Consider the following 26,645-nt stretch of genomic DNA (forward strand, 5'->3'; position numbering starts at 1 on the left):
AATACGTCGCAGAGTCAGCAGCGGGTGAGCCCCGTAGGTTGCAATTCGGGTTGCAGTCTGCGGGGCTCTGCTCGTCTCTACTGCTCATCTGGGAGCGCGCCCCATCCGGTCAATGGCGCCGCGTGCGACCGTTCATCCCTCGGACAGAACGGCCCCGGCCGCCCCTGGGTTCCGGCGGTGGCGGCGTCGGCCCGGGGCCCTCGTGACCGAGCCTGCCGTGCGCTCTCGACCCGACACGACCAGGACGCGACACGCCCGTGACCGAGCCTGCCGAGCGAACCGACACGCGCGGAGGCCGTCGGGCGGCAAGGGGACCGGGGCTTCGTCTGCACAGAGCGGACAGTTCGTGACGAAGGCGGCGGACCAGCGGTGCGCGACGACCCGTCCTCGGCGGCGACGGCTCCGCGCGGCCGCACGAACCCGACCGTGTCGGCCGCCGCGCCGATCGGTTTCGCGGCGCTCGGCGGTCCATACTTCGAGTCAACCGCGACTGTGGAGGTCACCATGCGCAACCCGAGCCTGGACAGGCTGGACGGTCTCATCGGTAACTGGAAGCTCACCCTGTCGGACGCCTGGTTCCTCGAACCGGCGGGCACCGAGGTGACCGGCCGGGCGACCTTCGAGTGGCTCGCCGACGCGTTCGTCGTCATGGCCTGCGAGCTCGGCGGGCAGCCCGGGTTCGAGCTCGTGATCGGGTACAGCGACGCCCGCGCGGAGTACACGGCGCTCTACCACGACGAGCGCGGCGTCTCCCGGCGCTTCGCGATGACCTTCGACGAAGCGGGCTGGACGATGAACCGCGAGGACCCCGACTTCCACCAGCGCTTCCTCTCCGAGGTTGGGGAGGACACCATCAAGGGCCGATGGGAGGCCTCGGACGACCAGGGGCGCACGTGGCGCAAGGACTTCGACCTCACCTTCGTCCGCGACACCGCGCCGTGACACCGGCGGGTGCCGACCGCCGTGTCGTCATGACAGCGCGGCCCCCGGACCCCGACCATGGTGACCGGGAGACTCGTCGCCGGTCCGGGGACCGGCCGGAACACCATCGGAGGGCCCTTCCATCCATGACGCACGCGGACCAGCCCAGGGACGGTCAGTCGCACGACCAGCCGCGCCAGCGCGGCGCCTCCACCTCGGCCATCGCCGGGGCGCTGCGGCGTACGCCGCATCCCGGGCCACAGCACTGGGGCGGACCGCGTCCCCGGCGCAAACCCCCGGAGCCGCTGTTCACCGCCGGACCGGTGCCGCCCCCGTCCCCGCCGCGCCGTGACCGCTGAGCACGCCGGGGGCGGCGGTGGGTGAACCCCACCGCCGCCCCTCGCGCGTCGGCGGGCCTCCACGCGGCTCACGCGGCATCAGAGACGCGCCCGTGGCCACGAGGGACACCAGCGCGCCGAACACCTCTCCCCGGGGCACACGCGGCGCGGACGCCCCATAGGGCGCACAGGATGCACGCGAAACAACCGGCACGGACCTCTCACAAGACACGCAGGCGCTTCCCGGACGCACGCGAGGCACCCGGCGCGGGTGCCGCACAGGCCTCACGGGCCGCCGGTTACAGGAACGGGCGCCACGGGGCCAGCACGATCTCGCTGAACTTGGCCGCGAACGGGCGCGCGCCCCACTCCTCCAGGGTGAGCTCGCGCGCGTTGCCGAGGTCGTTGCGGAAGACCTCCTCCAGGTGCTTGGCCACGCCCTCGTCGAACAGCTCCACGTTGATCTCGTAGTTGCCGGTCAGGCTCAGCCGGTCCACGTTGGCCGTGCCGATGGTGCTCCAGTGGCCGTCCACCGTGGCGGTCTTGGCGTGGACCATGGCGTCCTCGTACAGCCACAGCCGCACACCGCCCCGCAGCAGCGCGGTGTACTGTCCCCGCGCCATCCAGTCGGCCATGACGTGGTTGGACTCCTCCGGAACGAGGACGTTGACGTCCACCCCCCGGGCGGCGGCGTCGGTGAGCGCGCGCAGCAGTTCGCGGTCGGGGATGAAGTAGGCCATGGTGAACAGCACCCGGTCCCGGGCCCGGTCGATCGCCTCCAGGTACATCGCCCGGATGGGGTAGATGAGCTGTTCGGGGACGTTGCGGTGCACGCGCAGGCGGGAGTCCCACTCGGTGCGGCCGAATCCGGACAGCTCGGGCTGTCCGGGCGCGCGGTGCATGTTCCAGAAGTCGGAGAAGGCGTTCTCCAGCTCCCACACGGCCGGGCCGGTGACGCGCAGGTGGGTGTCGCGCCACTCCGTGGCGTAGAGCGAGCCCACGTTGTACCCGCCGACGAACCCGGTCTCGCCGTCCACGCACAGGATCTTGCGGTGGTCGCGGCCGGACTTGCGGACGTTCAGCAGGAGCACGCCGGGCCGGAACGCCGGGTAGCGCAGGACGTGCACGCTCGGCGGGAAGTCGAAGAAGCGGCGGGGCACGACCAGGTTGGCGAAGCCGTCGTAGACCACGTAGACGTCCACACCGCGCGCCGCGGCGTCCACGAGCGCCTGCTTGAACTCGCGGCCCACCCGGTCGCCCTTGACGATGAAGGACTCGAACAGGACCCTGCGCCGCGCGCCCCTGATCGCCGCCAGCATGTCGGTGTACACGTCCTCGCCGTACGTGTACACGGTGGCGGTGCTGCCGCCGATCGGGAGTTCGGCCGGCAGGGTGCGCGGGAAGTCCACGCGGTGCTGGCGCACCCGCTTGCGCCAGTGGCCGATCGCCAGGATGACGGCGGCCACCGCGACCTGCCCGGCCGCCAACCCCGCGATGGCCCATTTGATCGCTGACACGAGGGTGGAACGTCGCAAGATGGCCTCCCGAGGTGGGCGCCCGAAGAGTCGGGGCACACCCGACGCCGAAGGGCCGCCGCGTACCGGCACACGATGGACTCCCACCGTATCCCGGCGGCCCCCTCGACCTCCCGCACACCCGCGACGTGTTCCGTGTCATCCCTGGTCACGGCGCCGACACACACGTGGCCGTCGACTGGCCGGCACGAGACGAGCGTGCCGCCACGGCGGCGCCCAGCGGGCCGGATCTCCGCCACTAGTCGCGGCGCCGGCACACGAGGAGCTCCGTGGTGGGGCTCTCCCGGCGGGTCCGCACCAGCCGGCGCTCCAGCGGGTACAGGGCCGCGCCCGCCAGCCATCCGGTGGCCCCGGTCAAAGCGGCCAGCCGCAGCACGCCGCCCCAGGTCTTGCGCCACGGGAGGGAGGCGTCCACCTGGGCGTTCATCAGCACGAGCATGGGGACGCGGCGGACCAGGTCGAACCCGGCCTTGTTGGCGGTGCCCGCGATCCACTCCAGAGTGCGGTTCACCTGGTGCTCGCCGCGCTGTTCCGGGCGCTGGAGGCAGTTCTCGGACAGGACCAGCGTCCCGCCGGGGCGCAGGACCCGGGAGAACTCGCGCAGCGCGTTCGCGTAGCGGTCGTCGTCGGTGATGTGGAAGAGCATGTCCATGCAGGACAGGGCGTCGTAGGAGGCGTCGTCGAAGGCGTCGAGGTCGGCCGCGTCCTGGCGGACGAACCGGTGGTCGGGGTAGCGCTCGCGCAGCCGCGCGACGGCGGCGTCGGTCATGTCGCAGCCCGTGATGTCGGCGGCCCCGAGCCGCTCCCACAGGCGCACGTAGAAACCGGTGCCGCTGCCCACGTCCAGGACGCTGGATCCGGACGCGCCCATACGGCCGACCTCGCGGAGGAACACCTCCTCCCGGACCCGGTACATCCACGTGTTGAAGGGGCGCCCCAGGGCCCGGTAGCCGACGCCGCTCTCGGTCCAGTCCCGTTCGAGGCGGCGCTCCCAGAAGTCGCGGAGTTCACTGTGCGTAGCCATGGGCCCACTTTCACACCACCGGGGCCGCGAATCCCGTCACCCGCTCGGTGTTTCGCCGACCATCGCGCCGGTCAGACGGGCCGGCGGGCGACGATCCGATCGAAGAACCCCAGGGCCAGGCGGTCGTGACGGTCGATCTGGAACCCGATCTCGGACACGATGTCCAGCGGCCTGCGCCGGGGGCGCGCCTTGCGCCGTTCGCGCCCGCGCAGCGGCCAACGCGTGTACTCGATGTGGTCGACCAGCGCCAGCCGTCCGCCGGGGCGGAGCACCCGCCACATCTCGGAGACGGCCGCGCGCTGGTCGGGGATGGTGCACAGGGCGAGCGCGCACACCACCGAATCGAACTCACCGTCGCCGAAGGGCAGGTCCTGGGCGTCCCCCTCCACGAACGCGGCCTCGATCCCGACCGCCTCCGCCCGGGCACGGGCGCGGGAGAGCATGCCCGGGCTCAGGTCCACACCCGTCAGGTCGGTGCCGGGCGGGTAGTAGGCCAGGTCGTGCCCGGTGCCGACCGCGACCTCCAGGACCCGGCCCCGCGCACCGCCGCACAGCACCGCGCGGGTGCGGCCCAGCACCCAGCGGTCGGGGCCTGCGCCCCGGTCGTAGCCGGCCGCCATCCGGTCCCAGTCGCTCCGCACACGCGTGGTCCGTTCGTCCATGTCCGCCTCCGTGGTGGTTCCGCCGGTCTCCTTGACCTCGCGACCAGTCTGGAAGTTAATGTCGACATGAAGTCAAACGATGGTGAACTGACGATCGGCGAACTCGCGGGCATCTTCGGTCTGGCCACCCATGTCCTGCGGCACTGGGAGTCGGCGGGGCTGCTCCACCCGGCCCGGCGCGTGGGCGACCGGCGGCGGTACAACGACGGACACCGCTTCCGGGTGGCCCTGATCCTGCAGGCCAAGGCGGCGGGGCTCAGCCTGGACCAGATCCGCGAGGTGGTCGAGGCCCCCGACGGCGCAGCCCGCCGCGACCGGCTCACGGCCTTCCTGACGGAGCTGGACGAGCGGATCGAACGGCTGCGGTCGGCCCGTGAACTCGTGGCGCACGCCGTGGACTGCCCACACGAGGACTTCCTCGCCTGCTCCCGGATGCGGGAGATCCTGCACGCGTGCGCGACACCGGGGAACGGCGCGGCGGACGCCCACGTCTGTGTGCGTGAGCCGGTCGGCGGCGGTCCTGTCGCCCCCGACCGGTAGAACAATGGTCATCCGCCCCCTGTCGAGGAGCCCGCGTGCTGACCCATGACCACCTGACCGAGTTCGCGGGCCTGCACGTCGTCGAGTTCCCCTCCCGGCGGACGGCCGACGGGCCCCCGCCCGTACCCCCCGAGGCGCTGGCCGACCCCGCCTCGGTCGCCTGGCGGCTGCGGATCGACCTGTCCCACCCCCAGAAGCTGGACGCCGTGTGCGAGCGCGGCGAGGACAGGGAGGAGGGTGAGTCGTGGGAGGAGCATTTCGACCTCTTCGTCAGTCCCGGGATGCGCGCCCGGATCCGGGCCGCCTTCCCCGAAGCCGAGGTCGACCTCTCCGATTCCGCGAGCGACGTCGCGATCGAGGAGGGCCACACCTACGTCGCCTTCCACGAGTAACCGTCCCCCGCCGCCCCGCGCCAGATCCGCGCGACCCGCACACACCCCTGGCCCGCCTGGGCCACCGCCCGCCCACCCGCGTCCCCCACACCCGACCCTCCCCACCAAGCCAGGAGAGCCGCATGCTCCACCACCAGCACATCTCCGAGTTCGCCGGACTCCCCGTCGTGGAGTTCCCCGGTCTCGACACCCTGGACCACGCCCCGCCGAACCCGGTCCAGCCGCACGCCGTACTGGCGGCCGCCCTCGAAGATCCCGGTTCGGTGGCCTGGCGGCTGCGCATGGAGGAGCCGGACGAGGAACCGCGGGAGGACCTGCCCGCGTACCTTGAACGGTTCGTCAGGGAGGTGCCGCCCCACACGGTGCGGGCGCTCATCGTCGGCCACGTCCCCGACGACTACCAGTTCATGTCCGACGAGGCCCGCGACCAGGTGGCCGGACTCGCCTCCCGGCTGACGAACCTGCGCTCGCTCTTCTTCGCCGAGGTCGTGTCGGAGGAGAGCGAGATCTCCTGGATCGAACACGGCGACCTGACGCCCCTGCTCGCCGCGTACCCCCGGCTGACCGGCTTCACCGTGCGCGGGACCGACGGCCTCGGCCTGGGCGTCGGACGCCACGAGCACCTGCGGCGCCTCACCGTCCAGACCGGCGGGCTCCCCGGCCAGGTCGCCCGCGACGTGGCCGCCGCCGACCTGCCCGCCCTGGAGCGCCTGGAACTGTGGCTGGGCCAGGAGGAGTACGGCAACGACACCACGCCCGAGGACCTGGCCGCCGTCCTGTCCGGCGACGCCTTCCCCCGCCTGCGCCACCTGGGGCTGCGCAACGCCGAGAACGCCGACGACTGGGCCCGGGTCGTGGCCGAGGCGCCGGTGGTCTTCCGCCTGGACGTCCTGGACCTGTCCCTGGGCTCCCTGACCGACGAGGGCGCCGAACTCCTGCTCGCGGCCCCGGCCCTGCACGGACTCCAGCGGCTCGACCTGCACCACCACTACCTGTCGGAGGAGACGGCCGAGCGCCTGCGCACCGAGTTCACCAAGGCCGGGGTGGAGACCGACGTCTCCGACCGACGGGAGCCGCACGTGTTCGAGGGGTCGGGAGGTGTCGTCGTCAGCCGCTTCCCGGCGGTCGGCGAGTGAGCGCGTCGACACGACCGCTGGCCGTCGTGGGGATCCCCGGGCACCGCCGTCTGGAACTGTTCACCGCCGCCGCCCGCGGAGCCGGGCTGCCCGACCCGGTCGTCGTCCCCTGGCGCGCCCTGGCGACCGGGCCCGTGGACCTGCCGGAGAACGCCCTGGTCCGGGTGGACTCCCCGGGGGAGGACGCCGAGACCGCGCGGCTGCTCCGCGGCCTGCCGCGGGCACCCGACCTCTACCGGGCGGAGGGCAGCGGGCCCCAGCACGCGGGGTTCCGGGCGGCCCTGGCGCGACTGGCCGACGCGGTCGCCGCCACCCCCGGCGCCCACCTGCTCCAGGAGCCCGCGGACCTGATCGACATGTGCGACAAGCGCCGCTGCCACGCGCGGCTGGCGGCGGCCGGGGTCCCGGTCGCCCCCGCCGTGCGGGAACCCGTGACCGGGTACGCGTCGCTGCGCGCGGCTATGGCCGGGCACGGCTGGCCCCGGGTCTTCGTCAAGCCCGCGCACGGCTCGTCCGCCTCCGGGGTGATCGCCCTGGCGACCGCGCCCGGCGGGCGGATCCGGGCGGTCACCCCGGCCGACCTCGTGCGCTCCGGCGACGGCTCGGTCGCGCTGTACAACGACCTGCGGCTGCGCACCTACACCGACGAGGAGGACGTGGCGGCGGTCGTGGACGCGCTGGCCCCCGACGGCCTGCACGTGGAGCGGTGGGTGCCCAAGGCCGGGTTCGACGGCGCGGTGGTGGACCTGCGGGTGCTGGTGGTCGCGGGCCGCGCCACCCACACCGTGGTGCGGTCCTCGCGCTCGCCGCTGACCAACCTGCACCTGGGCAACGCCCGCGGTGACCTGGACGGCCTGCGCGACGCCATGGGGCCGCACGCCTGGAGCGCGGCGATGGCGGTCGCCGAGGCCGCCGGGGCGTGCTTCCCCCGGACCCTGCACGCGGGCGTGGACCTGCTCGTCTCCCCCGGCTGGTCCGCGTTCACCGTGTGCGAGGTCAACGCCTTCGGCGACCTGCTCCCCCGCGTGCTGCACGAGGGGCGCGACACCTACGCCGAACAGCTGCGCGCCCTCGCCGACGGCCGCTTCCCCCTTCCCTCCCCCGCCCTTCCCGCCTGATTCCGACGAGAGAACCGATGGACACCGCCACCGCAGCCGAACTCGACATGAACGCCGTGGTGGGCACGCACGACATCCTGCTGCTCACCCTGGACACCCTGCGCTTCGACACCGCCGACGCGCTGGCCGCGGCCGGGCGCACCCCGCACCTGGCCGGGCTGCTGCCCGGCGGGCGGTGGGAGCGCAGGCACGCCCCGGCCAGCTTCACCTACGCCTCCCACCTGGCGATGCTCGCCGGGTTCCTGCCCACGCCCGCGGCGCCGGGGCCGCGCCCGCGCCTGTTCGCGGCCGACTTCCCCGGCAGCGCCTCCACGGCGCCGACCACCTGGACCTTCGACGCCCCGGACCTCGCCACCGGGCTGGCCGAGGCCGGATACCACACGGCGTGCGTCGGGGGCACGGGCTTCTTCAACCGCCGGTCGGCGCTGGGGTCGGTGCTGCCGGACCTGTTCCTGGAGAGCCACTGGGAGGAGGCGTTCGGCGTCACCGACCCGCACTCGTTCGAGAACCAGGTGGAGCGCGCGGTCCGGATCGCCACCGGCCGACCCGCGGACCGGCCCCTGTTCCTGCTGCTCAACGTGGCGGCCCTGCACCAGCCCAACTGGTTCCACCTGCCCGGGGCCCGCCCCGGGGACGGCGACACCCCCGCCACCCACGCCGCCGCCCTGGAGTACGTCGACCGCAACCTGCCACCGCTGCTGGAGGCGATGGCCGCCCGCCGCCCGTGCCTGGTGATCGCCTGCTCGGACCACGGCACCGCCTACGGCGAGGACGGCTACACCGGCCACCGGATCGGCCACGAGACGGTCTGGACGGTCCCCTACACCCACACGGTGCTGCCCCAGGGCCACACCGTCCGAAAGGAGACCCCGTGACGGCCGTGATCACCCCGCGCCCGGAGCCGGTACGACCCGACTCGCCCTACCGGTCGTACGTGTACGCGTATCCGCACAAGAGCGCCTACCGGCCCTTCTCCCACCCGTCGCCCTCCACCACCCGCGACGGAGAGCCTCCGGCTCCGGTGCCCCGCTCCGGCCCGCTGCTGTCCGACCTGTGGCGGGGCGAGGACGTGGGCGCGCTGTCGCTGTACACGCACATCCCCTTCTGCGAGATGCGCTGCGGGTTCTGCAACCTCTTCACCCGGTCCACGCCCCCGGCCGAGCAGGTGAGCGCCTACCTGGACGCCCTGGAGCGGCAGGCCGACACGGTGGCCGCCTCCCTGCCTGAGGGGGCGGCGTTCGCCCGTGCCGCTCTGGGCGGGGGTACGCCCACCTACCTCACCGCCGACGAGCTGACGCGGGTCTACGACCTCACCGAACGCGCCCTGGGCGTGGACCTGGCGGCCATCCCGGTGTCGGTGGAGACCTCGCCCGCCACCGCCACCCCCGAACGGCTGGCGGTCCTGGCCGAGCGCGGCGCCACCCGGCTGAGCATCGGCGTGCAGAGCTTCCTCGACTCCGAGGCGCACGCGGCGGGCCGTCCGCAAAAACGCGCCGAGGTCGACCGCGCGCTGGCCGCGATCCGCGAGCACACCCGGGCCGGCCTGAACGTCGACCTCATCTACGGCATCGACCGGCAGGACGCGCGCACCTGGGCGTACTCGCTGGACACCGCGCTGGAGTGGGAGCCGGAGGAGGTCTACCTGTACCCGCTCTACGTCCGCCCGCTCACCGGTCTGGGGCGCAGGGCCCGCGACTGGGACGACCACCGCCTGGGCCTGTACCGCCAGGGCCGCGACCACCTGCGCGAGCGCGGCTACGAGCAGGTGTCCATGCGGATGTTCCGCCGCGCCGACGCTCCGGAGGCGGTCGGCCCCGACTACTGCTGCCAGACCGACGGGATGGTCGGCCTGGGCTGCGGGGCGCGCTCCTACACCTCGACCACGCACTACTCGTTCGACTACGCCGTGGGCGTGGGCCAGGTGCGGTCGATCATCGCCGACTTCGTGAGCCGCGACGGCGCCGGGCTCTCCCGCGCCGAGGTGGGATTCCGCCTCGACGGGGGCGAACGGCGCCGCCGCCACGTGCTCCAGTCGCTGCTGCGGACGGAGGGGCTCGACGCCGCCGCCTACGCCGAACGGTTCGCCGCCCGACCCGAGTCCGACTTCCCCGACGAGTTCGCCGCGCTGGCCGGACGCGGCTGGCTGGTGCGGGAGGAGGGGGCCGCGCGGGTACGGCTGACCGAGGAGGGGATCGCGCACTCCGACGCGATCGGCCCCATGTTCTTCTCCCCCGACGTGGTCGCCCTCATGGCCGACTACGAGGCCCGGTGAGCGCGGTGGAGGGGATGGGGCCGGTGGTGCGATTGGGGCTGGTGAGCACGTCGAACGCCGAGCGCGCCACTGCATCAGCGGAACCGGTCAGCACGATGGCGGGGGCGGGGCCCTCGGGACCGATGGATCCGGGTCGCGGGAAGGATGCGGTGGGCGCGACGGGGCCGGTGGGGCCCGCTCGCGCGCTCCCGCCGCACCTCACCCTGCTGTACCGGGGGCCGCTGGCCAGCTGCGACTACGACTGCCCGTACTGCCCCTTCGCCAAGCGGCGGGACCGGCCGGAGACCCTGCGCGCGGACCGGGCGGCCCTGGAACGCTTCACGGACTGGGTCGCGGACGGGGAACGGGAGCACCCCGGCACCCGGATCTCGGTGCTCTTCACGCCGTGGGGCGAGGGACTGGTCCGGTCCTGGTACCGCGCGGCGATGGTCCGGCTCAGCCGCCTGCCGCACGTGGAGCGGGTGGCGGTCCAGACCAACCTGAGCGGGCGCGTGGAGTGGCTCGCCGACTGCGACCTCGGCAGCGCCGCCCTGTGGACCACCTACCACCCCGGGCAGGTGGCCCACGAGCGCTTTCTGGCCAAGGCCCGGCGCCTGGCCGAGCTGGGCGTGCGGTTCAGCGTCGGCGTGGTGGGCGAGCCGGACCACCTGGCGGCGGCCCGGCGGATGCGCGCCGCACTGCCCGGGGAGGTGTACCTGTGGGTCAACGCCGCCGAGGGCCGGACCTACACCGACGACGAGGCCGCCGCCTGGCAGGAACTCGACCCGCACTTCCACTACAGCCGCCACCCGCACGCCAGCCGGGGCCTGCCCTGCCGGACCGGGGACAGCGTGCTGTCGGTGGACGGGGACGGGAACGTGCGCCGCTGCCACTTCGTGGACACGCCGCTCGGGAACCTGTACGACGGGTCGTTCCTGCGCCGGACCGGACCGCGCGCGTGCCCGCTGACCAGCTGCGACTGCCACATCGGCTACGTGCACCTGGAGTCGCTGGACCTGTACGACGTCTTCCGGGGCGGCGTGGTCGAGCGGGTGCCCGTCGAGTGGGCACGGACTCATCCGTCGACCGAGCCGTCCCCCTCCCAACGGTAGGCCAGAAGACCGCGGGCGCTGTCATAGCGGGTCAGAGGGTCATCGGCCCGCGGCGGGCCCTGCGCCGGGCGCTCCTGGACGTCGGCCCGCCTCGGCGGCCCGGGCGGCGACCTCCCGCGCCTCCTGCGGGCGTCCGGCCCGGACCAGGGCCTCGGCCCGGGCGCTGAGCAGGATCCCCAACGTCCTCCGATCGATCTCGTCCGCCTGGTCTCCGGCGGGGACGTACCGGACCGCCTCCGCGAGCGTCTCGGCCGCTTCCGCGTGCCGCCCGGCGACGGTGTGCTCCTTGGCACGCGAGCCCAGGAGCATGACCATCTCGGTCGGGTCGGCAGGGCCTTCCGGCCGTGGCCCCGCCACCTCGGCCGCGAGGGCTTCGGACGCTTCCGCTTCGGCCGTGCGCCCCAGGGAGCGGAGCAGGATCGCCCGTTGCCCGTGCGCGTCCCCGAGAGCCTCGGAGACGGAGCCCGGGTCGATCTCGCGCAGCTTCTCGCCCACGCGCACGGCGGAGGACACGCACTTGAGGGCTTCGGCGGGCAGTCCGAGCAACATCAGCATGGCCGCCCGAGCGGACAGGGCCCCGACGAACTCCGAGCGGTGGTCTCCCACCCCGCGTTCGACGGCCGCCTTGCAGGCCATGGCCAGGACGCCATAGGTCTCGGCGGCCTCCAGGGACCTGTCCTTCCGCATCAGAGTCAGGGCGTGATGGCCGAGTGCGGCGATCTCCGCCGAGCGGTGTGCGTCGTGCTCGTCGTCCGGCAGTCCTTCGAGGAAGACCCGCAGCTCGGCCAGGGTGTCGGACACGGCCGCGAAGCGCTCCTCGCCTGCCAGGGCGCGGGCGGCGAGGCGATGTGCGTTCACGACGGCCCCCGCGCGCAGGCGGGCGCGCGGCCGTCCGGCCTCGTCCGCGAACCGCCGGGCGGCGATCGCGCAGAAGGCGGCCTTCCATGCCCGCAGGCCGCGGACCTCGGCGGTGAAGAGGTGAACGAAGACCTCCACCGGGGTCTCCGGATCAGCGGCCAACCGGTCGAGCGCCGCGTGGAGGGGCCCGGGAGACGCGACGGAATCCGCGGCCTCCACGACGTCCGTCGTGAGGGCGGTCGCCAGACCCAGGCACGTGTCGGTGAGCCGGGCGAACTCAGCAGGTCCGGACGGCGGTGGGCTCGTCGCGATGCCGTGCAGCCGCTGGACGGCCAGATCGCGGGGGAGGCCGGACTCCGCTGGGATCGCGGTCCCGATCGGCTCCGCCCGGCCGGACACCCCGTGGTGGTCGAGCACGGCTCGTGCCGCCGGGACGGCCGGCAGGGCCGTCAGGGGGAGCACCCGGTGCGACGGTCCGGAAAGGACCACGCCGAGGACCATGTCACCGCAGACCACGGGGGCGCCCGTGATGTCAGCGCCGGTGTCGCGGGCGTCCACGGAGAACCGGTCCGGTACGTCCTGCGCGGGCTCGACGGTGGTGCGGACGGCGCCGTCCCCGGTCAGGACCGTGCAGGGGGTGCGCCGTCCCTCGGGGAGCACACCCCAACGAGTCGGCCCGGGCCGGGGGAGGTCGCCGTCCACGGTGATGAGCGCGGCACCGTCGGCGCCGTGCCACACCACCCGGCCCGCACACCCGTTTCCAGGGGCCCCGACTCCGACGATCCCGCCGGTGTCAGGGAAGGAGTCCCCCGCGGCGAGGACGAGGCGGGGGCCGACGAGGCCGCCCAGCACCTCCTGGCGGTCGGTTCGGACGGTCACGGGCGCGGGTACGGGGATCACGTCGGCTTCTCATTCCGGTGGAGGGGGGCGTCGCGGCGGTGCGCCCCGTAGGACGCGGCGAACCGGGCGCCGGTTCCGCGCAGGCCGCGCCGGGCCCGCCCCGGCTCAGGCTCCGGCCGCCGCGCGTTGGCGCGGCCGTCCCCGGAAGACCTCGCGCCGGTGCCAGGCGATGTGGTCGGCTCCGACCGGCGCGAACCCCGGCTGGGGGTCGTGCGCGCGGCGGCCCGCCAGGGCGTGCACCACCTGCTCGGCACCGGCCGAGCGGCCCACGAACCGGGTGGAGACGGTGACGGCGCGGTCCTCGGTCAGGCCCAGCACGCCCCGGTCGAAGAGCCGGTGGTGGATCGAGCACAGGCACAGCCCGTTGCCCGTGTCGTCGGGCCCGCCGAGGGCCCACCACCGCACGTGCGCCGCCTCCAGTCCGACCGTGAGGCCGTCGATCCACCCCTCGAAACCGCAGAAGGCGCAGCGGTGCTCGTAGGCGGTCAGCACCTCGTCCCGGAACCCGGGGTCGCGCCGCACGCCATCCGGACGGGCGTCGAACCCCCGGTCCGCGCCGGTGTCCAGGGTCAGCCCGGCCAGCAGCCGGATGTCGGCGTGCAGGGACGGCGCGAAGTTGGCGTCGAGCAGGTGGCGGGCGATGCGGTCGAGCAGACCGGGTTCGGTGTCCAGCGCCCGGAGCAGGTCCGGACTCAGGCCGCCGCGCGCCCGCGTCCGGCGCAGCGCCGTCGGGCTCGCGGCGGGAGAGCCCTCGCCCTCGGCGGTCGTGACCGTCCAGAACCCGTCCGTGGCCAGGTGGTGGAAGGGGTAGGCGGGCGTGGTCCGCCGGGGCGGACCGAACTCCCTGAGGAGCCGGGACAGGTGCTGTTCCGCCTCGCCGTACTCGATCGGCCGCGGCCCGTACCGCTGGTGGTGGCCGAGCGCGTACAGCAACAGGAGGGGTTTGTGGGGCGCACGGTAGCCGTTCTGCTCCCAGCGCCTGACGGAGGCGATCCGGTCGAGCCAGTCCATGACCGGGAGCCTACGACCCGCCGCCCTCACTGTCCCCGGCGGCGGCCATAATCCGAGACATGGTCTTTCCCCGGGTCATCGCGACCGATCTCGACGGTACCCTCCTCCGCTCCGACGGCTCCCTCTCCGCCCGTTCCCGCCACGCCCTCGGCCTCGCCGTCCAGGCCGGGGCCCGCGTGGTGGTCGCCACCGCCCGCCCGCGACGCGCCACCGACATCGTCTCCGACCAGCTCGACTGCGGCGCCGTGGTCTGGAGCAACGGTTCCCACTACCGCACCGGCGACGGAAGCGACCGCTTCCGCGCGATCGGCGCCACGACCGCCCGCACGGTCATCGAGAAGCTCGGCCAGGCGCTGCCCATGCCGGGGTTCGGCGTGGAGACGGGCGCGGCGTTCTTCCACGAGCCCGCCTACCTGCCCGGGCCGATGTCCCTGGCCTGGGACCGCGAGATCGTCTACTCCACCGAGGAGCTGGTCGACCGGGCCACACCGGTCGCCAAGCTGGTGGTCCGCTCCCCCGACGAACCCGTCCACCTCATGCACGAGGCCGCCGTCACGGCGGTCGGCCCCCTGGTGGAGGTCACCTACTCCGGCGCGCACAGCCTGCTGGAGCTGAGCGCCCCCGGGGTGACCAAGGGGAGCACGCTGGCGCTGCTCTGCGAGGAGTGGGGTGTGGCGGCCGAGGAGGTCGTGGCCTTCGGCGACATGCCCAACGACCTGCCCGCCCTCACCTGGGCCGGTCGCGGCTACGCGATGGCCGGCGGCCACCCCGGCCTGCTCGACCCCGCGCTCGGCCTCCACCGGGCGCCCTCCAACCAGGACGACGGCGTGGCCCAGATCGTCGAACGCCTCCTCGCCGACCTCTGAACCCGGCCGTTCAGCCTGCGGGACCACCTGGGGGTGGCGCGGAACACCGGCCTCTCGGCGCCCCGAGCACGCGTCCGAGCCTGCGAGGACGCCGTCAGGCGCGGTCGACCTCTTCGTGGTAGGTCCGGCGGGTCCGCTCGGTGTGCTCGCCCATCAGCCGCAGCGCGGTGTCGGCGTCGCGGGCCTCGATCGCGTCCACGAGGCTCTCGTGCTCGTCCCACGAGGCCGAGCCCCGGATCCGGGCGACGGGCGCGTAGTACCAGCGGACCCGGCGGTCGACCTGGCCGGCCAGCTCGGCGAGCACCCGGTTGCCCGAGGCCTCGGTGACGGCGCGGTGGAAGTCGGCGTTGGCCTCGACCACGGCGTCGGTGTCGGCCCGCTCGGCGGCGGCGCGCCCCACCGCCACCAGCTCGCGCAGCCGGGCGATCTGTTCGGGGGTGGCGTGCTCGGCCGCCAGGCGGGCGGAGTCGGTCTCCAGCAGGGAGCGCACCGCCAGCAGCTGGTCGGCCTCGCTCTCGGTGGGGGTGTGCACGAACGCCCCGTAGCCGGGCCGCAGGTCCACCCACCCCTCGTTGCTGAGGCGCTGCATGGCCTCGCGCACCGGCTGCCGGGACACGCCCAGCGTCTGGGCCAGCTCGGTCTCGACCAGGTGCTGGCCCGGGGAGAGCGTGCGGGTGGTGATGAGGTCGAGGATGGCCTCGTACACGGCCTCCCGAAGCGGTACCGGGCGCTGCACCCGACTCGTGGCGGCGTTCAATCCCTGCGGGGACATAGGACGGCTCCCGGATCCGTGCGTGGTCATTGCAGACAGTGTACGAAGAACAATGCTCGTGCGCGTCACGTCGGGACCACCACGAGTTCGACCGTGCCGTCGGCCGCGCCCCCTTCGGCCTCGGGCGGCAGGACCGCCAGGGCGTCGGCGGAGGCGGCCCCGCGCAGGTCGGCCGGGCCGCGGGATTCGATCTCGACCGCGAGGCCGCCGTGGAGGCGGACGGGCACGAGTCGCGTGTCGGTGGGATGGGAACCGGTCGTCGCCGACAGCCGGGCCCGCCGTCCGCCGTGCGCGGGGTCCCGCCTCCCGGTGCGCCCGCAGAGCACGGGGACGAGCAGGGTGAGCGCTGCGGCCAGAGCGGCACCGGGATTGCCCGGCAGGCCGGCGACGACGGCGCCCGAGGGCAGGACCGCGAGCAGCTGCGGGTGGCCCGGACGGCAGGCCACCCCGTCGACCACGGTCCTGGCACCGAGTTCGGCGAGCGCCGCGCGCAGGTGGTCGGCCGGCCCCGCCGAGGACGACCCGCCCACCGCGGCGACGCGGTCCCCGGGCAGGCCGTCCAGCGCCGAGACGAGGGCGGCGCGGCCGTCGGGCAGCGCCTTCCGCCCCTCGCACCGGCCGCCGGCCCAGGCGACGAGCCCGGGCAGGACCGGACCGATGGCGTCGCGCACGGATCCGGGGCGGGGACGGCCGGAGTGCACGATCTCGTCCCCCGTGATGAACACCCGGACGGCGGGACGGGTGACGGGCAGGCCGTCCAGGCCCAGCCCGGCCGCGAGTCCGAGCAGGGCCGGGGTCACCGGGGCGCCGCGCCGGGCCGCCAGCGCCCCGGCCGGGACGGTCTCCCCGCGGCGGCGGATGTGCCGCCCGGGCGCGCACGTCCCGTGGACGACGTCGCCGGACGCCCGCGCCTCCTCGTGCGGCAGGACGGCGAGCGTGCCGTCGGGGACGACGGCTCCGGTGGCGATCTCCACGGCCTCGCCCCGGCGCAGGCGGGCGACCGGCGTGCCGCGCCCGGCCAGTGAGCGGCCCAGGACGGACCAGGGGCCCTCCCCCGCCACCGCGTACCCGTCCATGGCGGCGGTGTCGAGCGCGGGCACGTCGATCGCCGACACCAGGTCGGCGCCGAGGACGGCACCGAGGGCCGCCGACAGCGGCACCTCGGCCGTGGGCGACGCGCCCTCGGCGCCGGTCGCCCGCGCGGTGTCACGCGCCGCGCCCCAGGACAGGGAGCCGTGAGGACGGGCTCGGACGTGAAGAAGCGGAGAAGTTTCCGGACCGTCCGCGTCGAGCATTCCTTCTCTCCCTGCCGCAGAGGGGTATGGCGATTCTTGGAGAATACTGTATACAGTATGTGAATGGGAAGGAGTCGCTCATGCGAATCGCAGTCCTGGGCGCCGGAGCCATCGGAGCCTACGCGGGCGCCGCCCTGCACCGAGGCGGCGCCGACGTCCACCTCGTCGCCCGCAACGAACACCTGAAGGCCATGCGCGAGAACGGCGTCCGGGTCCTCAGCCCGCGCGGCGACTTCACCGCGCACCCGCACGCGACCGACGACCCCTCGGAGATCGGCCCGGTCGACATCGTCTTCCTCGGGCTCAAGGCCCAGTACTACGCGGACTGCGGCCCCCTGCTGCGCCCCCTGCTCGGCCCGGACACGGCGGTCGTGGCCGCGCAGAACGGCGTCCCCTGGTGGTACTTCCACGGCGTCGAGGGGCCGCTGGCCGGGCACCGGATCGAGAGCGTGGACCCCGGCGGCGCGGTCAGCCGGGTCATCCCCGTCGAACGCGCGGTCGGCTGCGTGGTCTACGCGGCCACCGAGATCGCGGGCCCGGGGGTGATCCGGCACATCGAGGGCACCCGGTTCTCCATCGGCGAGCCGGACCGCTCGGACTCCGCGCGCTGCCGCGACCTCCAGGCCGCGATGGAGGCCGGCGGACTCAAGTGCCCCGTCGAGCGCGACCTGCGGGAGGACATCTGGGTCAAGCTCATGGGCAACATCGTCTTCAACCCCCTGAGCGCGCTGACCCGGTCGACCATGGCCCAGATCTGCCGCAACCGCTCCACCCGCGACCTGGCCCGCACGATGATGAACGAGACCCTGGAGGTCGCCGCACGGGTGGGAGTGCGCCCGAGCGTGTCGATCGACCGGCGGCTGGCCGGCGCCGAGCGCACCGGCGACCACCGCACCTCCACCCTGCACGACCTCGAACGCGGGCGCACGATGGAACTCGACGTGATCCTGTCCGCCGTCGTCGAACTGGCCGACCTCACCGGCGCCCCCGTTCCGACCCTGCGCGCGGTCGACGCCGTCGCGGGGCTGCTGAACCAGCGGATCGCCGCGGCGTCCTGACGCCCGGCCGTCCCCTACCCTTGTCCGCCTCGGATCCATGCTGTATCCAGTATCCAAAGGCCACGACCACCAAGCGAGGGCCCTCATGGACTTCTCCGCCCCCTACGACCGACTCACCCGACCCCTCGTCCGCGACGGCGGCGAACTGCGCCCCGCCTCCTGGGAGGAGGCGCTGGACCGCGCCGCCGCCGGATTCCGCCGCGGCGTCCAGGAGCACGGACCCGACTCCTTCGGGATGCTCTCCTGCGCCCGCGCGACCAACGAGATGAACTTCATGGCGCAGAAGTTCACCCGCGTCGTGATCGGCACCAACAACGTCGACTCCTGCAACCGCACCTGCCACGCCCCCAGCGTCGCCGGGCTCTCGGCCGCCTTCGGCTCGGGCGGGGGGACCTCCTCCTACGCCGAGGTCGAGGACACCGACCTCATCGTCATCTGGGGCGGCAACCCCCGCTTCGCCCACCCGATCTTCTTCCAGCACGTGCTCAAGGGCGTGCGCAACGGCGCCCGGCTGTTCGTGGTCGATCCGCGCCGCACGTCCACGGCCGAGTGGGCGGACCGCTGGCTCGGCCTCAACGTGGGCACCGACATCCCGCTGGCGCACGCCATCGCCCGCGAGATCCTGCACGCGGGGCTGGCCAACGAGACCTTCGTCCAGCGCGCCACCAGCGGGTTCGAGGAGTACCGCGCCCTGGTCGAACCGTGGACGCTCAGCGCCGCGGAGGCCGAGACCGGCGTGCCCGCGGAGGCCATCCGCGAACTGGCGCACGCCTACGCCCGTGCCGAGCGCGCCCAGATGTGCTGGACGCTGGGCATCACCGAGCACCACAACGCCACCGACAACGTCCGCGCCCTCATCAACCTCGCCCTGCTCACCGGCCACGTCGGCCGGTACGGCTCGGGGCTCAACCCGCTGCGCGGCCAGAACAACGTGCAGGGCGGCGGCGACATGGGCGCCATCCCCGACCGCCTCGCCGGCTTCCAGGACATCCTCGACGCGCGGGTGCGCTCGCGCTTCGAGGACGTGTGGGGGCGCCCGATCCAGGGGGCCAAGGGCAAGACCCTGACCCAGATGTTCGAGGCGATGGAGGAGTCCGAGATCAGGACGCTCTACGTCATCGGGGAGAACCCGGTCCAGTCCGAGCCCGAGACCCACAAGACCACGAGCCGCCTGCGCAGCCTCGACCACCTGGTCGTGCAGGACATCTTCCTCACCCGCACGGCCGAACTGGCCGACGTGGTGCTCCCCGCCAGCGCCTCCTGGTGCGAGTCGGACGGGACCTTCACCAACAGCGAGCGCCGGGTGCAGCTCGTCCGCAAGGCCCTGGACCCGCCCGAGGGCGCCCGCGACGACATCGAGATCATGTGCGACCTGGCCACCCGGCTCGGCCACGACTGGGAGCGCCCGGCGGCCGAGGACATCTGGAACGAGGTCCGCTCGCTCTCGCCCATGCACCGGGGCATGAGCTACGCGCGCCTGGAGGAGCACCAGGGCATCCAGTGGCCGTGCTTCTCCGAGGACGAGCTGGAGCCCAGCTTCCTGCACCGGCGGCTGTGGGCCCAGGATCCGGCCGAGCGCGGCGAGCCCGCGCCGTTCGGCATCGTCGGCCACTCGCCCCCGGTGGACCTGCTGGACGAGGACTTCCCCTTCCGGCTGACGACCGGCCGGCGGCTGGACGACTACAACACGGGCGTCCAGACCGGCGGGTTCTCGTCCCCCCTGCGCCGCGGCGAGCTGCTGGACCTGTCCCCGGAGGACGCGGACAAGCTCGGCGTGGCGGACGGGGAGGTCGTCCGGGTCTCCTCGCGCCGGGGCTCGGTGCTGGTCCCGGTCTCGATCAGCGACGCCATGCGCCCGGGGCTGGTGTTCATGACGTTCCACTTCCCGCACCAGGTGGACACCCAGCTGCTGACCATCGACGCCACCGACCCCATCGCCGGGACGGCCGAGTACAAGGCCGCCGCGGTGAGCATCGAACGGGTCACCGAGGGCGCCGAGGAGCCGGTCTCCGTCCGTTGAGGCGCCACTCAGCGGTCGGGGCCGCCGCCCGCCGGGTCCCGCTCAGGGCCCCGGCGGCGGAAGGCCGCCCGCGGCCGGTCGAACGACGGGCCGCGGGGGCCGGACCCCGCCCCGCGCGCGTCCGACACCGGCTCGCGCGAGCCGGTGTCGGGCCGCCTCCGGGCTGCCCGGCGGCGGGCCGTGGGCGGCCACGACGGGCGACACCCGCCGGACGCGACCTCGCCGACCGGCCCCTCGGGGTGGGCGGCCGCGGCCACGAGGCCACCCACCCCGCACCGGATCCCACCCACTTCACACTGGGGGGTTGTCATCCGGCCGCACTCATCATACTGTCCACTGCATACAGAATCCTGTGATCTGGCTTACACGCGATGAAGAGGTGACCCAGGCGTGGACCTGAGATTCCTGGACGAGACGCCCACTGACACCGAACGCGAGGCCGTCGACTCCGTCCTGGGACCGCCCGAGTCCGGTTGGGACGGCGGCACCCGGCTGGACACCGACCTGCGCTACGCCCGGGGCGGCCACACGGCGCGCGACCGGCGCGACCTGCTCCTGCCCGCGCTGCACGCGGTCAACGACCGTGTCGGCTGGATCAGCCCCGGCGCACTCGACCACGTCTGCCGCCGGCTCACCGTCCCCCCGGCCGAGGCCTACGCCGTCGCCTCCTTCTACGCGATGTTCGCGCTCCAGGAGCGGCCCCGGCGGGTCGTGCACCTGTGCACCGACATCGCCTGCGCGGCCAAGGGGTCGGGGCCGCTGCGCGACCGGCTCGCCGAGCGCCACGGCCCGCCCGGCGGTCACGACGGCGACGTGACCTGGCACGAGAGCCCCTGCCTGGGGATGTGCGAGCGCGCACCCGCCGCCCTGGCCATCGAGGCCGGGCCCCGCCCCCGGTCCGCCGTCGCCGCGCCCGCCACCCCCGGGGCGATCGACACCCTGGCCGCGGCCTCCCCCGAACCGGCCGCGAACGGACACTCCAACGGCCGGGCCAACGGCGTCCCGGCCCACGGCCCCGGCACCGCCGACCGGGACCTCCCGGCCGCCCCGACCACCTTCGACGACGTTCCGCTGCCCGGGACCGACCCCGAGCCCGCTCCCGCCGACGCCGTCCCCGACGCCGGGTCCCCCGACCACGTGCTGCTCCGCAGGATCGGCCGGGTGGACCCGCTCAGCCTGGACGACTACCGGGCCGAGGGCGGCTACCTGGCGCTGCGCGAGGCCCTGCGCCTGGGCCCGGCCGGGGTGATCCGCGAGGTCTCCGACTCCGGCCTGGTGGGGCGGGGCGGCGCGGCCTTCCCCACCGGGCGCAAGTGGCAGGCGACCGCGAGCCAGCCCGACGGACCGCACTACCTGGTGTGCAACGCCGACGAGAGCGAACCGGGCACCTTCAAGGACCGCGTCATCATGGAGGGCGACCCCTTCTCCCTCATCGAGGCGATGACCATCGCCGGGTACGCGATCGGCGCCCACACCGGCTACCTCTACATCCGCGGCGAGTACCCGCGGGCCCTGCGCCACCTGGAGAACGCGATCACCGTGGCCCGCGAGCGCGACCTGCTCGGCGACGACGTCCTGGGCTCGGGGTTCTCGTTCGACATCGAGATCCGGCGGGGCGCGGGCGCCTACATCTGCGGCGAGGAGACCGCGATCTTCGGGTCGATCGAGGGCGAGCGCGGCGAGCCGCGCACCAAGCCGCCCTTCCCCGTCGAGAAGGGGCTCTTCGGCAAGCCGACCGCGGTCAACAACGTCGAGACGCTGGTCAACGTCCTGCCGATCCTCCTCATGGGCGGGCCCGCCTACGCCGCGGTCGGCACCGAGGGCTCCACCGGGCCGAAGCTGTTCTGCCTGTCGGGCGGCGTCCGCCGCCCCGGCCTGTACGAGCTGCCGTTCGGCGCCACGCTGCGCGACCTCATCGAGGCGGCGGGCGGCATGCCGGAGGGCCGCAGCATCCAGGCGGTCCTGCTGGGCGGGGCGGCCGGGGCTTTCGTCCGCGGCGACGAGCTGGACATCCCCCTCACCTTCGAGGGGGCCCGCGCGGCGGGCACCACCCTGGGGTCGGGCGTGGTCCTGGTCCTGGACGACACCGCCGACCTGGTCGCCACGCTCGTGCGCGTGGCCGCCTTCTTCCGCGACGAGTCCTGCGGGCAATGCGTCCCCTGCCGGGTCGGCACCGTCCGCCAGGAGGAGTCGCTGCTGCGGATCAGCCGGGGCGGCGACCCCGCGAGCGAGGTCGCGCTGCTGCGCGAGGTCGGCCAGGCGATGCGCGACGCCTCGATCTGCGGCCTGGGCCAGACCGCGTGGAACGCCGTGGAGTCGGCCGTGGACCGGCTCGGGCTGTTCGACGCGCCGGGCGCGCCCGCACGGGAGCGGACGCCCTGATGCCGACGACCACCAGAGCACACACCGCCCCGGGCACGCGGGCGGCGACGAAGGAGTACACATGACCGTCCTCGTTCACCTCGCACCGCCCAAGCGCCTGATCGACGCGACGATCGACGGCGAGGAGGTGCGCGTCCCCGAGGGCACCACGGTCCTGGACGCCTGCGCGGCCTCCGGGACGGAGATCCCCACCCTGTGCTACGGCGACACCCTCACCCCGCGCAACGCCTGCCGGGTGTGCGTGGTGGAGGTGGAGGGCGCGCGCACGCTCGCCCCCGCCTGCTCGCGCAAGCTGGAGCCCGGCATGTCCGTGAACACCGACTCCGAGCGCGTGCGGCACAGCCGCAAGCTCGTCCTGGAGCTGCTCGGCTCCTCGGTCGACCTGTCCACGACGCCGAAGGTCCCGGAGTGGATGGAGCGCTACGAGGCCGAGCCGGACCGGTTCGGCCCGCGTTCGGAGCCCGCGCCGCTCGGTGAGCGCGACGCCCGCCGGGCGGGCGAGCACGAGGCCGGGGACGGGTCGGTGGCGGCCACGGTCGAGCAGCCGCCCAAGATCGACAACGACCTGTACGTGCGCGACTACTCCAAGTGCATCATGTGCTACAAGTGCGTCGACGCCTGCGGCGACCAGTGGCAGAACTCGTTCGCCATCGGGGTGGCGGGACGCGGTTTCGACGCCCGTATCTCGACCGAGCACGACGCCCCGCTCACCGACTCGGCCTGTGTGTACTGCGGCAACTGCATCGAGGTGTGCCCGACCGGGGCGCTCTCGTTCGCGACCGAGTTCGACATGCGCCAGGCCGGTACCTGGGACGAGGAGGCCCAGACCGAGACGACCACGATCTGCACCTACTGTGGCGTGGGCTGCAACCTGACGCTGCACGTCCAGGAGAACGAGATCGTCAAGGTCACCTCCCCGCACGACAACCCGGTCACCCATGGAAACCTGTGCATCAAGGGCCGGTTCGGTTTCCAGCACGTGCAGCGCCGGGGCGGGGGTGGCGAGCGGGGAGCGGAGAGGGGCCCCCTGTAGGGCCCCTGGAGGGGACGGACGCGCGGGAGCCCGCCGGGCTCCGCGAAGGGTCCTGGCGAAGGGTTCCGCGCAGGGCACTGGTTCGGTCACAGTAGAGGCGGATGCACCGGAAGGCGGTGGCGGTCATGGGTCGGGTCACGGTTCGCGACAAGGTGCTCAGGATCAGGGACGGATCGGCGTCCGAGCGCGTGGACACGATGGTCGTGGAGGAGCCGCTGGAGATCCGGCTGGACGGCTCGCCGCTCACCATCACCATGCGCACCCCCGGTCACGACTTCGACCTGGCGGCGGGCTTCCTGGTGGGCGAGGGCGTCATCGCCCGCGAGAGCGACCTGGTCGCCATCCGCTACTGCGCCGGAGCCACCGAGGACGGCTCGAACACCTACAACGTGCTCGACGTGACCCTGGCCGCGGGCGTCCCGCCGCCCGACACCTCGCTGGAGCGCAACTTCTACACCTCCTCCTCGTGCGGGCTGTGCGGCAAGGCCAGCCTGGACGCCGTGCGCACGCAGGCGCCGTGGGACGTGGGCCGGGACGGGCTGCGCGTCGGGGTCGACACGCTCACGGCGCTGCCGGACCGCCTGCGCGCCGCCCAGCGGGTGTTCGACCGCACGGGCGGGCTGCACGCGGCCGGGCTCTTCACCTCCGAGGGCGAACTGCTGGCGCTGCGGGAGGACGTGGGCCGCCACAACGCGGTGGACAAGCTGGTCGGATGGGCGCTGCGCTCGGACCGGGTACCGCTGGCCGACACGGTGCTGATGGTGTCCGGGCGCGCCTCGTTCGAGCTGGTGCAGAAGGCCTGGATGGCCGGGATCCCCATGATGGCGGCGGTCTCGGCTCCTTCGTCCCTCGCCGTCGAGCTGGCCGCGGAGGCGGGGATGACCCTCGTCGGCTTCCTGCGCGGCAGCTCCATGAACGTCTACGCCGGACGGCAACGGATCCTTTTGGAGGGGGCGCCCAGCGCGCCCCCTGCGGCCACCGAGGGAATCCGCGTTCCGGGTCGGTAGACGCGGGTCCGGCCGGCGCGCTAGCCCCCTGCGCCGACCGGACCCGACCCCCCGGCGTAGTGTGTTCGGCTATGGACCGACTGTCAGAGCGGCGGCAGCCGCTTTTCGTCTACGGCACGCTCCTCTTCCCCCAGATCCTGCGCGCGCTGCTCGGCCGGGTGCCGGATTCCGCGCCCGCCGCGGCACCCGGTTGGCGGGCCGCGCCCCTGGCGGCACACCCGTACCCGGCCCTGGTCCCGGCCTCGGGAACCGCCTCCGGCCGGCTGTTGTCGGAACTGACGGAGGCCGAGTGCCGCGTCATCGACACCTACGAGGGCGACGGCTACGACGTGCGCCGACTGTCCCTCGTCGGCGGTGAGGAGGGGTGGGGGTTCGTGGCGGACGGACCCGTCGACGCGGCCCCGGGCGACTGGGACCCCGACGCCTTCGCCGCCGAGCACCTGGACGCCTACGTCGAGGCCTGTACGGCCCTGCGCGCCCGCCTCCTGCCGTCCCCGCCCGCCTGAGAACGCGCCGGGGACCGGCCGTGCGGCCGGTCCCCATTTGACGTCCCAGATCAGCGGCGGCCCGGCGGGTCGGCGGGGCACGGACGAGGCCGTCCGGAGGACCCTCCCGTGGTCCCCCGGACGGCCGTCCTTCCTGGATGGTTTCTCAGGCCCTTCCCGACGTGCTCGTCAGGCGCGTGCCTCCGGGCGCAGTGTGTAGTGCGGGAAGTTGCCGGGCAGGCGCTCGGCCGCCGGACCCCGGGTGACCGCGTGCACCAGGAGTTCACCGCCGACGAAGGCGCCCCGCCAGGAGTCGCCCAGGCCGCCGAACAGCTCGTCGCGGTCCCCGCGGGAGCGGGGGCGGTTGACGCCGACCTTGAAGGCCCGCACGCCCGACGCCAGCTGCGCGGCGGTGTCGGCGTCGTCGCAGGAGATCGTGGCCACCAGAGCGCCGTTGCTGGCGTTCATGGCGGCCAGCAGTTCGGCCTCGGTGTCCACCAGGACGATGGAGTCCACCGGCCCGAAGGGCTCGGCATGGAACAGCGGCGAGGGCCGCGGCGGCTCCAGCAGGGCCACCGGCGCCACGTAGGCGTCGGTGTTCTGGCCCGGCAGCAGGAGGGCGTCGTCCAGTGAGCCCCGGTACAGCGGCACCGCGCCGCCCGCCACCGCCTCGGCGACGGCGTCGTGGAGCTCCTTGGCCTTGGCCGCGTTGATCACCGGACCGAAGTCGAGTTCGGGCAGGTCGTCGCCGGGGTCGGCGACGGCGAGGGGGTGGCCGAAGCGGACCGTGCCCACGGCCGCGAGGTAGGCCTGGAGAAAGGCGTCGAACCGGGACCGCTGCACGACGAACCGGGGGTAGGCCGTGCAGCGCTGCTTGGCGTAGTCGAAGGTCTTGCGGATCTGCGCCGACAGCGTGTCCCAGTCGTCGAACTCCCACACGCCCCAGCAGTTGAGGCCCTCCTGCTCCAGCACGTGCGGCCGGTCCAGGTCGGCCAGGTCCGCCGCCACGCGCCCGCCGGCGTCGCGCCCGCCCACGAAGGACACGCACCCGACCTCCGGACCGCGCACCAGGGACGGGGACAGGTCGCGCCCGCCGCCGCCGACCAGCGTGAACGGCAGCCCCTCGCGCACGCCCAGGGCCACGGCCAGGGTCAGGCAGACCAGGCCGCCGTCCGTGGGCGTCTTGGCGATGACGCCGTTCCCGGCCAGCGCCTGCACGCACATCGCGTGCGCCAGGACGCTCATGGGGTAGTTCCAGCTGGCGATGTTGCTGACCGGCCCGTCGAGGGCGACCCGGCCGTCCAGCATCCGGTCGATCTCCTCCAGGTACCACTCCACGCCGGAGATCGCCCGGTCCACGTCCTGGCGGGCCAGGCGCCAGGGCTTGCCGATCTCCCACACGAGTGCCAGCGCGAGGGTGTCGCGGTGCTCGCCCCAGGCACGGACGGTCGCGCGCACCCGTTCCCGGCGCTCGTCGAGGGGGACCGTGGTCCAGGCCCGGTGCTCGGTGGCGGCCGCCGCGACGGCGCGCGCGGCCGTGGGGCCGTCGAGCATGGGCGGGCCCGCGATCTCCGAGCCGTCCACCGGCGAGTGGGCGGTCCGTGGCTCGCCGTCGGCGCGCCACTCACCGCCCCAGCGGTTGAGGACGCGGTCGGCCGCGAAGGCCTCGGGGGCGATGGCGCGGCAGCGCTCGTAGAGCGTGGCCCAGTCGGTGCCGGGCTTGAGGATCGCTGTCATGGGGCCGTGGGCGCCATGGTGGATCCGGCGCCCGCCTCCTCTCGGTGGCCGGAGCCGTTCAGGACGGCGCGGGCGAGCCGCGCGGTCTCGGTGGGGGTCTTGCCGACCTTGACTCCGGCGGCCTCCAGGGCCTCCTTCTTCGCCGCGGCCGTGCCCGAGGAACCCGACACGATCGCGCCCGCGTGCCCCATC

General features: G+C 74.0%; 24 protein-coding genes and 1 pseudogene. 16 read left to right on the plus strand and 9 right to left on the minus strand.

All coding sequences use genetic code 11. The annotated features are described in order from the left end of the window. Window positions 1–504: 504 nt before the first annotated feature. A complete protein-coding gene (locus tag ADL05_RS13450; RefSeq protein WP_156365836.1) occupies window positions 505–942 on the plus strand; it encodes a hypothetical protein in 438 nt (145 codons plus the stop codon). Window positions 943–1,067: 125 nt separating this feature from the next. Next, on the plus strand, window positions 1,068–1,280 hold the full coding sequence (locus ADL05_RS29695) for a calcium-binding protein (RefSeq protein ID WP_082376362.1): 213 nt from the start codon (window positions 1,068–1,070) through the stop codon (window positions 1,278–1,280). A 278-nt stretch (window positions 1,281–1,558) separates the two neighbouring features. Here ADL05_RS29695 and ADL05_RS13455 read toward each other — a convergent pair whose 3' ends face one another. The 3 genes from ADL05_RS13455 to ADL05_RS13465 all read right to left on the minus strand — a co-directional run bounded on the left by ADL05_RS13455 (window position 1,559) and on the right by ADL05_RS13465 (window position 4,480). Then, window positions 1,559–2,797 carry a phosphatidylserine/phosphatidylglycerophosphate/cardiolipin synthase family protein gene (locus tag ADL05_RS13455; protein WP_053617307.1) on the minus strand — a complete coding sequence of 413 codons (1,239 nt, stop codon included), beginning with the start codon at window positions 2,795–2,797 and terminating at the stop codon, window positions 1,559–1,561. Window positions 2,798–3,032: 235 nt separating this feature from the next. Further along, window positions 3,033–3,818: a bifunctional 2-polyprenyl-6-hydroxyphenol methylase/3-demethylubiquinol 3-O-methyltransferase UbiG gene (locus ADL05_RS13460; protein WP_053617282.1), complete on the minus strand. Its 786-nt coding sequence runs from the start codon at window positions 3,816–3,818 to the stop codon at window positions 3,033–3,035. A gap of 71 nt (window positions 3,819–3,889) precedes the next feature. Then, a complete protein-coding gene (locus ADL05_RS13465) occupies window positions 3,890–4,480 on the minus strand; it encodes a class I SAM-dependent methyltransferase (protein WP_053617283.1) in 591 nt (196 codons plus the stop codon). A gap of 66 nt (window positions 4,481–4,546) precedes the next feature. On the opposite strand from ADL05_RS13465, the gene ADL05_RS13470 reads away from it, so the two are divergent. The 7 genes from ADL05_RS13470 to ADL05_RS13500 all read left to right on the plus strand — a co-directional run bounded on the left by ADL05_RS13470 (window position 4,547) and on the right by ADL05_RS13500 (window position 11,029). Next, window positions 4,547–5,020 (plus strand): MerR family transcriptional regulator, encoded by a 474-nt coding sequence (locus ADL05_RS13470; RefSeq protein WP_082376364.1) that lies wholly within the window; start codon window positions 4,547–4,549, stop codon window positions 5,018–5,020. 35 nt (window positions 5,021–5,055) lie between these two features. Continuing rightward, entirely contained in the window at window positions 5,056–5,412 is a 357-nt protein-coding gene (locus ADL05_RS13475; protein ID WP_053617284.1) for a hypothetical protein, read from the plus strand. Between the two features lie 122 nt (window positions 5,413–5,534). Next, window positions 5,535–6,548 carry an STM4015 family protein gene (locus tag ADL05_RS13480; RefSeq protein ID WP_053617285.1) on the plus strand — a complete coding sequence of 338 codons (1,014 nt, stop codon included), beginning with the start codon at window positions 5,535–5,537 and terminating at the stop codon, window positions 6,546–6,548. Further along, window positions 6,545–7,666 carry an STM4014 family protein gene (locus tag ADL05_RS13485; protein ID WP_053617286.1) on the plus strand — a complete coding sequence of 374 codons (1,122 nt, stop codon included), beginning with the start codon at window positions 6,545–6,547 and terminating at the stop codon, window positions 7,664–7,666. Before ADL05_RS13480 ends, ADL05_RS13485 begins: the two co-directional genes overlap by 4 nt. Before the next feature lie 47 nt (window positions 7,667–7,713). Further along, complete coding sequence (locus tag ADL05_RS13490) at window positions 7,714–8,541, plus strand: STM4013/SEN3800 family hydrolase (RefSeq protein WP_082376370.1); 828 nt, start codon at window positions 7,714–7,716, stop codon at window positions 8,539–8,541. After that, entirely contained in the window at window positions 8,538–9,938 is a 1,401-nt protein-coding gene (locus ADL05_RS13495; protein ID WP_053617288.1) for an STM4012 family radical SAM protein, read from the plus strand. Before ADL05_RS13490 ends, ADL05_RS13495 begins: the two co-directional genes overlap by 4 nt. A gap of 149 nt (window positions 9,939–10,087) precedes the next feature. Next, a complete protein-coding gene (locus tag ADL05_RS13500) occupies window positions 10,088–11,029 on the plus strand; it encodes an STM4011 family radical SAM protein (RefSeq protein WP_053617289.1) in 942 nt (313 codons plus the stop codon). 39 nt (window positions 11,030–11,068) lie between these two features. On the opposite strand, the gene ADL05_RS13505 is transcribed toward ADL05_RS13500, so the two are convergent. Next, complete coding sequence (locus ADL05_RS13505; protein ID WP_053617290.1) at window positions 11,069–12,787, minus strand: hypothetical protein; 1,719 nt, start codon at window positions 12,785–12,787, stop codon at window positions 11,069–11,071. A gap of 105 nt (window positions 12,788–12,892) precedes the next feature. Then, a complete protein-coding gene (locus ADL05_RS13510) occupies window positions 12,893–13,798 on the minus strand; it encodes a phosphorothioated DNA-binding restriction endonuclease (protein ID WP_053617291.1) in 906 nt (301 codons plus the stop codon). A gap of 59 nt (window positions 13,799–13,857) precedes the next feature. Between ADL05_RS13510 and ADL05_RS13515 the strand changes: the two genes are divergently transcribed. Continuing rightward, the gene (locus tag ADL05_RS13515) at window positions 13,858–14,664 is read left to right on the plus strand and encodes an HAD family hydrolase (RefSeq protein ID WP_053617292.1); all 807 of its coding nucleotides are present in this window, start codon (window positions 13,858–13,860) and stop codon (window positions 14,662–14,664) included. A 94-nt stretch (window positions 14,665–14,758) separates the two neighbouring features. Here ADL05_RS13515 and ADL05_RS13520 read toward each other — a convergent pair whose 3' ends face one another. Both ADL05_RS13520 and ADL05_RS13525 read right to left on the minus strand, forming a co-directional pair. Continuing rightward, window positions 14,759–15,436 (minus strand): GntR family transcriptional regulator, encoded by a 678-nt coding sequence (locus tag ADL05_RS13520; RefSeq protein WP_197285791.1) that lies wholly within the window; start codon window positions 15,434–15,436, stop codon window positions 14,759–14,761. Between the two features lie 65 nt (window positions 15,437–15,501). After that, complete coding sequence (locus ADL05_RS13525; RefSeq protein WP_082376366.1) at window positions 15,502–16,731, minus strand: molybdopterin-binding protein; 1,230 nt, start codon at window positions 16,729–16,731, stop codon at window positions 15,502–15,504. A gap of 80 nt (window positions 16,732–16,811) precedes the next feature. Between ADL05_RS13525 and ADL05_RS13530 the strand changes: the two genes are divergently transcribed. The 6 genes from ADL05_RS13530 (at window position 16,812) to ADL05_RS13555 (ending at window position 24,737) form a co-directional block, all read left to right on the plus strand. Next, window positions 16,812–17,789: a 2-dehydropantoate 2-reductase gene (locus ADL05_RS13530; protein WP_053617294.1), complete on the plus strand. Its 978-nt coding sequence runs from the start codon at window positions 16,812–16,814 to the stop codon at window positions 17,787–17,789. An 85-nt stretch (window positions 17,790–17,874) separates the two neighbouring features. After that, window positions 17,875–19,809 (plus strand): molybdopterin oxidoreductase family protein, encoded by a 1,935-nt coding sequence (locus ADL05_RS13535; protein WP_053617295.1) that lies wholly within the window; start codon window positions 17,875–17,877, stop codon window positions 19,807–19,809. A 390-nt stretch (window positions 19,810–20,199) separates the two neighbouring features. Beyond that, entirely contained in the window at window positions 20,200–22,191 is a 1,992-nt protein-coding gene (locus ADL05_RS13540; RefSeq protein ID WP_053617296.1) for an NAD(P)H-dependent oxidoreductase subunit E, read from the plus strand. A gap of 61 nt (window positions 22,192–22,252) precedes the next feature. Then, on the plus strand, window positions 22,253–23,224 hold the full coding sequence (locus ADL05_RS13545; RefSeq protein WP_053617297.1) for a 2Fe-2S iron-sulfur cluster-binding protein: 972 nt from the start codon (window positions 22,253–22,255) through the stop codon (window positions 23,222–23,224). Window positions 23,225–23,349: 125 nt separating this feature from the next. Then, window positions 23,350–24,231: a formate dehydrogenase accessory sulfurtransferase FdhD gene (gene fdhD, locus ADL05_RS13550; protein WP_053617309.1), complete on the plus strand. Its 882-nt coding sequence runs from the start codon at window positions 23,350–23,352 to the stop codon at window positions 24,229–24,231. 71 nt (window positions 24,232–24,302) lie between these two features. Then, window positions 24,303–24,737, plus strand: a complete 435-nt coding sequence (locus ADL05_RS13555) for a gamma-glutamylcyclotransferase family protein (RefSeq protein WP_053617298.1) — start codon at window positions 24,303–24,305, stop codon at window positions 24,735–24,737. Between the two features lie 168 nt (window positions 24,738–24,905). Here the strand turns inward: ADL05_RS13555 and ADL05_RS13560 are convergent, their stop codons facing one another. Then, entirely contained in the window at window positions 24,906–26,453 is a 1,548-nt protein-coding gene (locus tag ADL05_RS13560; protein WP_053617299.1) for an aldehyde dehydrogenase family protein, read from the minus strand. Further along, a pseudogene (locus tag ADL05_RS13565) lies at window positions 26,450–26,645 on the minus strand (succinate--CoA ligase subunit alpha); the annotation flags it as partial. The gene ADL05_RS13560 and the pseudogene ADL05_RS13565, both read right to left, overlap by 4 nt.

Source organism: Nocardiopsis sp. NRRL B-16309 (assembly GCF_001279585.1).
Lineage (GTDB): Bacteria > Actinomycetota > Actinomycetes > Streptosporangiales > Streptosporangiaceae > Nocardiopsis.

What these genes read in the sequence shown, in the direction of transcription:
- ADL05_RS13450 (WP_156365836.1), top strand. Translation starts at nt 505, where the DNA reads ATGCGCAACCCGAGCCTGGACAGGCTGGACGGTCTCATCGGTAACTGG.
- ADL05_RS13460 (WP_053617282.1), bottom strand. Translation starts at nt 3,818, where the DNA reads ATGGCTACGCACAGTGAACTCCGCGACTTCTGGGAGCGCCGCCTCGAA.
- ADL05_RS13515 (WP_053617292.1), top strand. Translation starts at nt 13,858, where the DNA reads ATGGTCTTTCCCCGGGTCATCGCGACCGATCTCGACGGTACCCTCCTC.
- ADL05_RS13545 (WP_053617297.1), top strand. Translation starts at nt 22,253, where the DNA reads ATGACCGTCCTCGTTCACCTCGCACCGCCCAAGCGCCTGATCGACGCG.
- ADL05_RS13520 (WP_197285791.1), bottom strand. Translation starts at nt 15,436, where the DNA reads ATGTCCCCGCAGGGATTGAACGCCGCCACGAGTCGGGTGCAGCGCCCG.
- ADL05_RS13480 (WP_053617285.1), top strand. Translation starts at nt 5,535, where the DNA reads ATGCTCCACCACCAGCACATCTCCGAGTTCGCCGGACTCCCCGTCGTG.
- ADL05_RS29695 (WP_082376362.1), top strand. Translation starts at nt 1,068, where the DNA reads ATGACGCACGCGGACCAGCCCAGGGACGGTCAGTCGCACGACCAGCCG.
- ADL05_RS13490 (WP_082376370.1), top strand. Translation starts at nt 7,714, where the DNA reads ATGAACGCCGTGGTGGGCACGCACGACATCCTGCTGCTCACCCTGGAC.
- ADL05_RS13560 (WP_053617299.1), bottom strand. Translation starts at nt 26,453, where the DNA reads ATGACAGCGATCCTCAAGCCCGGCACCGACTGGGCCACGCTCTACGAG.
- ADL05_RS13470 (WP_082376364.1), top strand. Translation starts at nt 4,547, where the DNA reads ATGAAGTCAAACGATGGTGAACTGACGATCGGCGAACTCGCGGGCATC.
- ADL05_RS13535 (WP_053617295.1), top strand. Translation starts at nt 17,875, where the DNA reads ATGGACTTCTCCGCCCCCTACGACCGACTCACCCGACCCCTCGTCCGC.
- ADL05_RS13510 (WP_053617291.1), bottom strand. Translation starts at nt 13,798, where the DNA reads ATGGACTGGCTCGACCGGATCGCCTCCGTCAGGCGCTGGGAGCAGAAC.
- fdhD (WP_053617309.1), top strand. Translation starts at nt 23,350, where the DNA reads ATGGGTCGGGTCACGGTTCGCGACAAGGTGCTCAGGATCAGGGACGGA.
- ADL05_RS13530 (WP_053617294.1), top strand. Translation starts at nt 16,812, where the DNA reads ATGCGAATCGCAGTCCTGGGCGCCGGAGCCATCGGAGCCTACGCGGGC.
- ADL05_RS13555 (WP_053617298.1), top strand. Translation starts at nt 24,303, where the DNA reads ATGGACCGACTGTCAGAGCGGCGGCAGCCGCTTTTCGTCTACGGCACG.
- ADL05_RS13525 (WP_082376366.1), bottom strand. Translation starts at nt 16,731, where the DNA reads ATGCTCGACGCGGACGGTCCGGAAACTTCTCCGCTTCTTCACGTCCGA.
- ADL05_RS13465 (WP_053617283.1), bottom strand. Translation starts at nt 4,480, where the DNA reads ATGGACGAACGGACCACGCGTGTGCGGAGCGACTGGGACCGGATGGCG.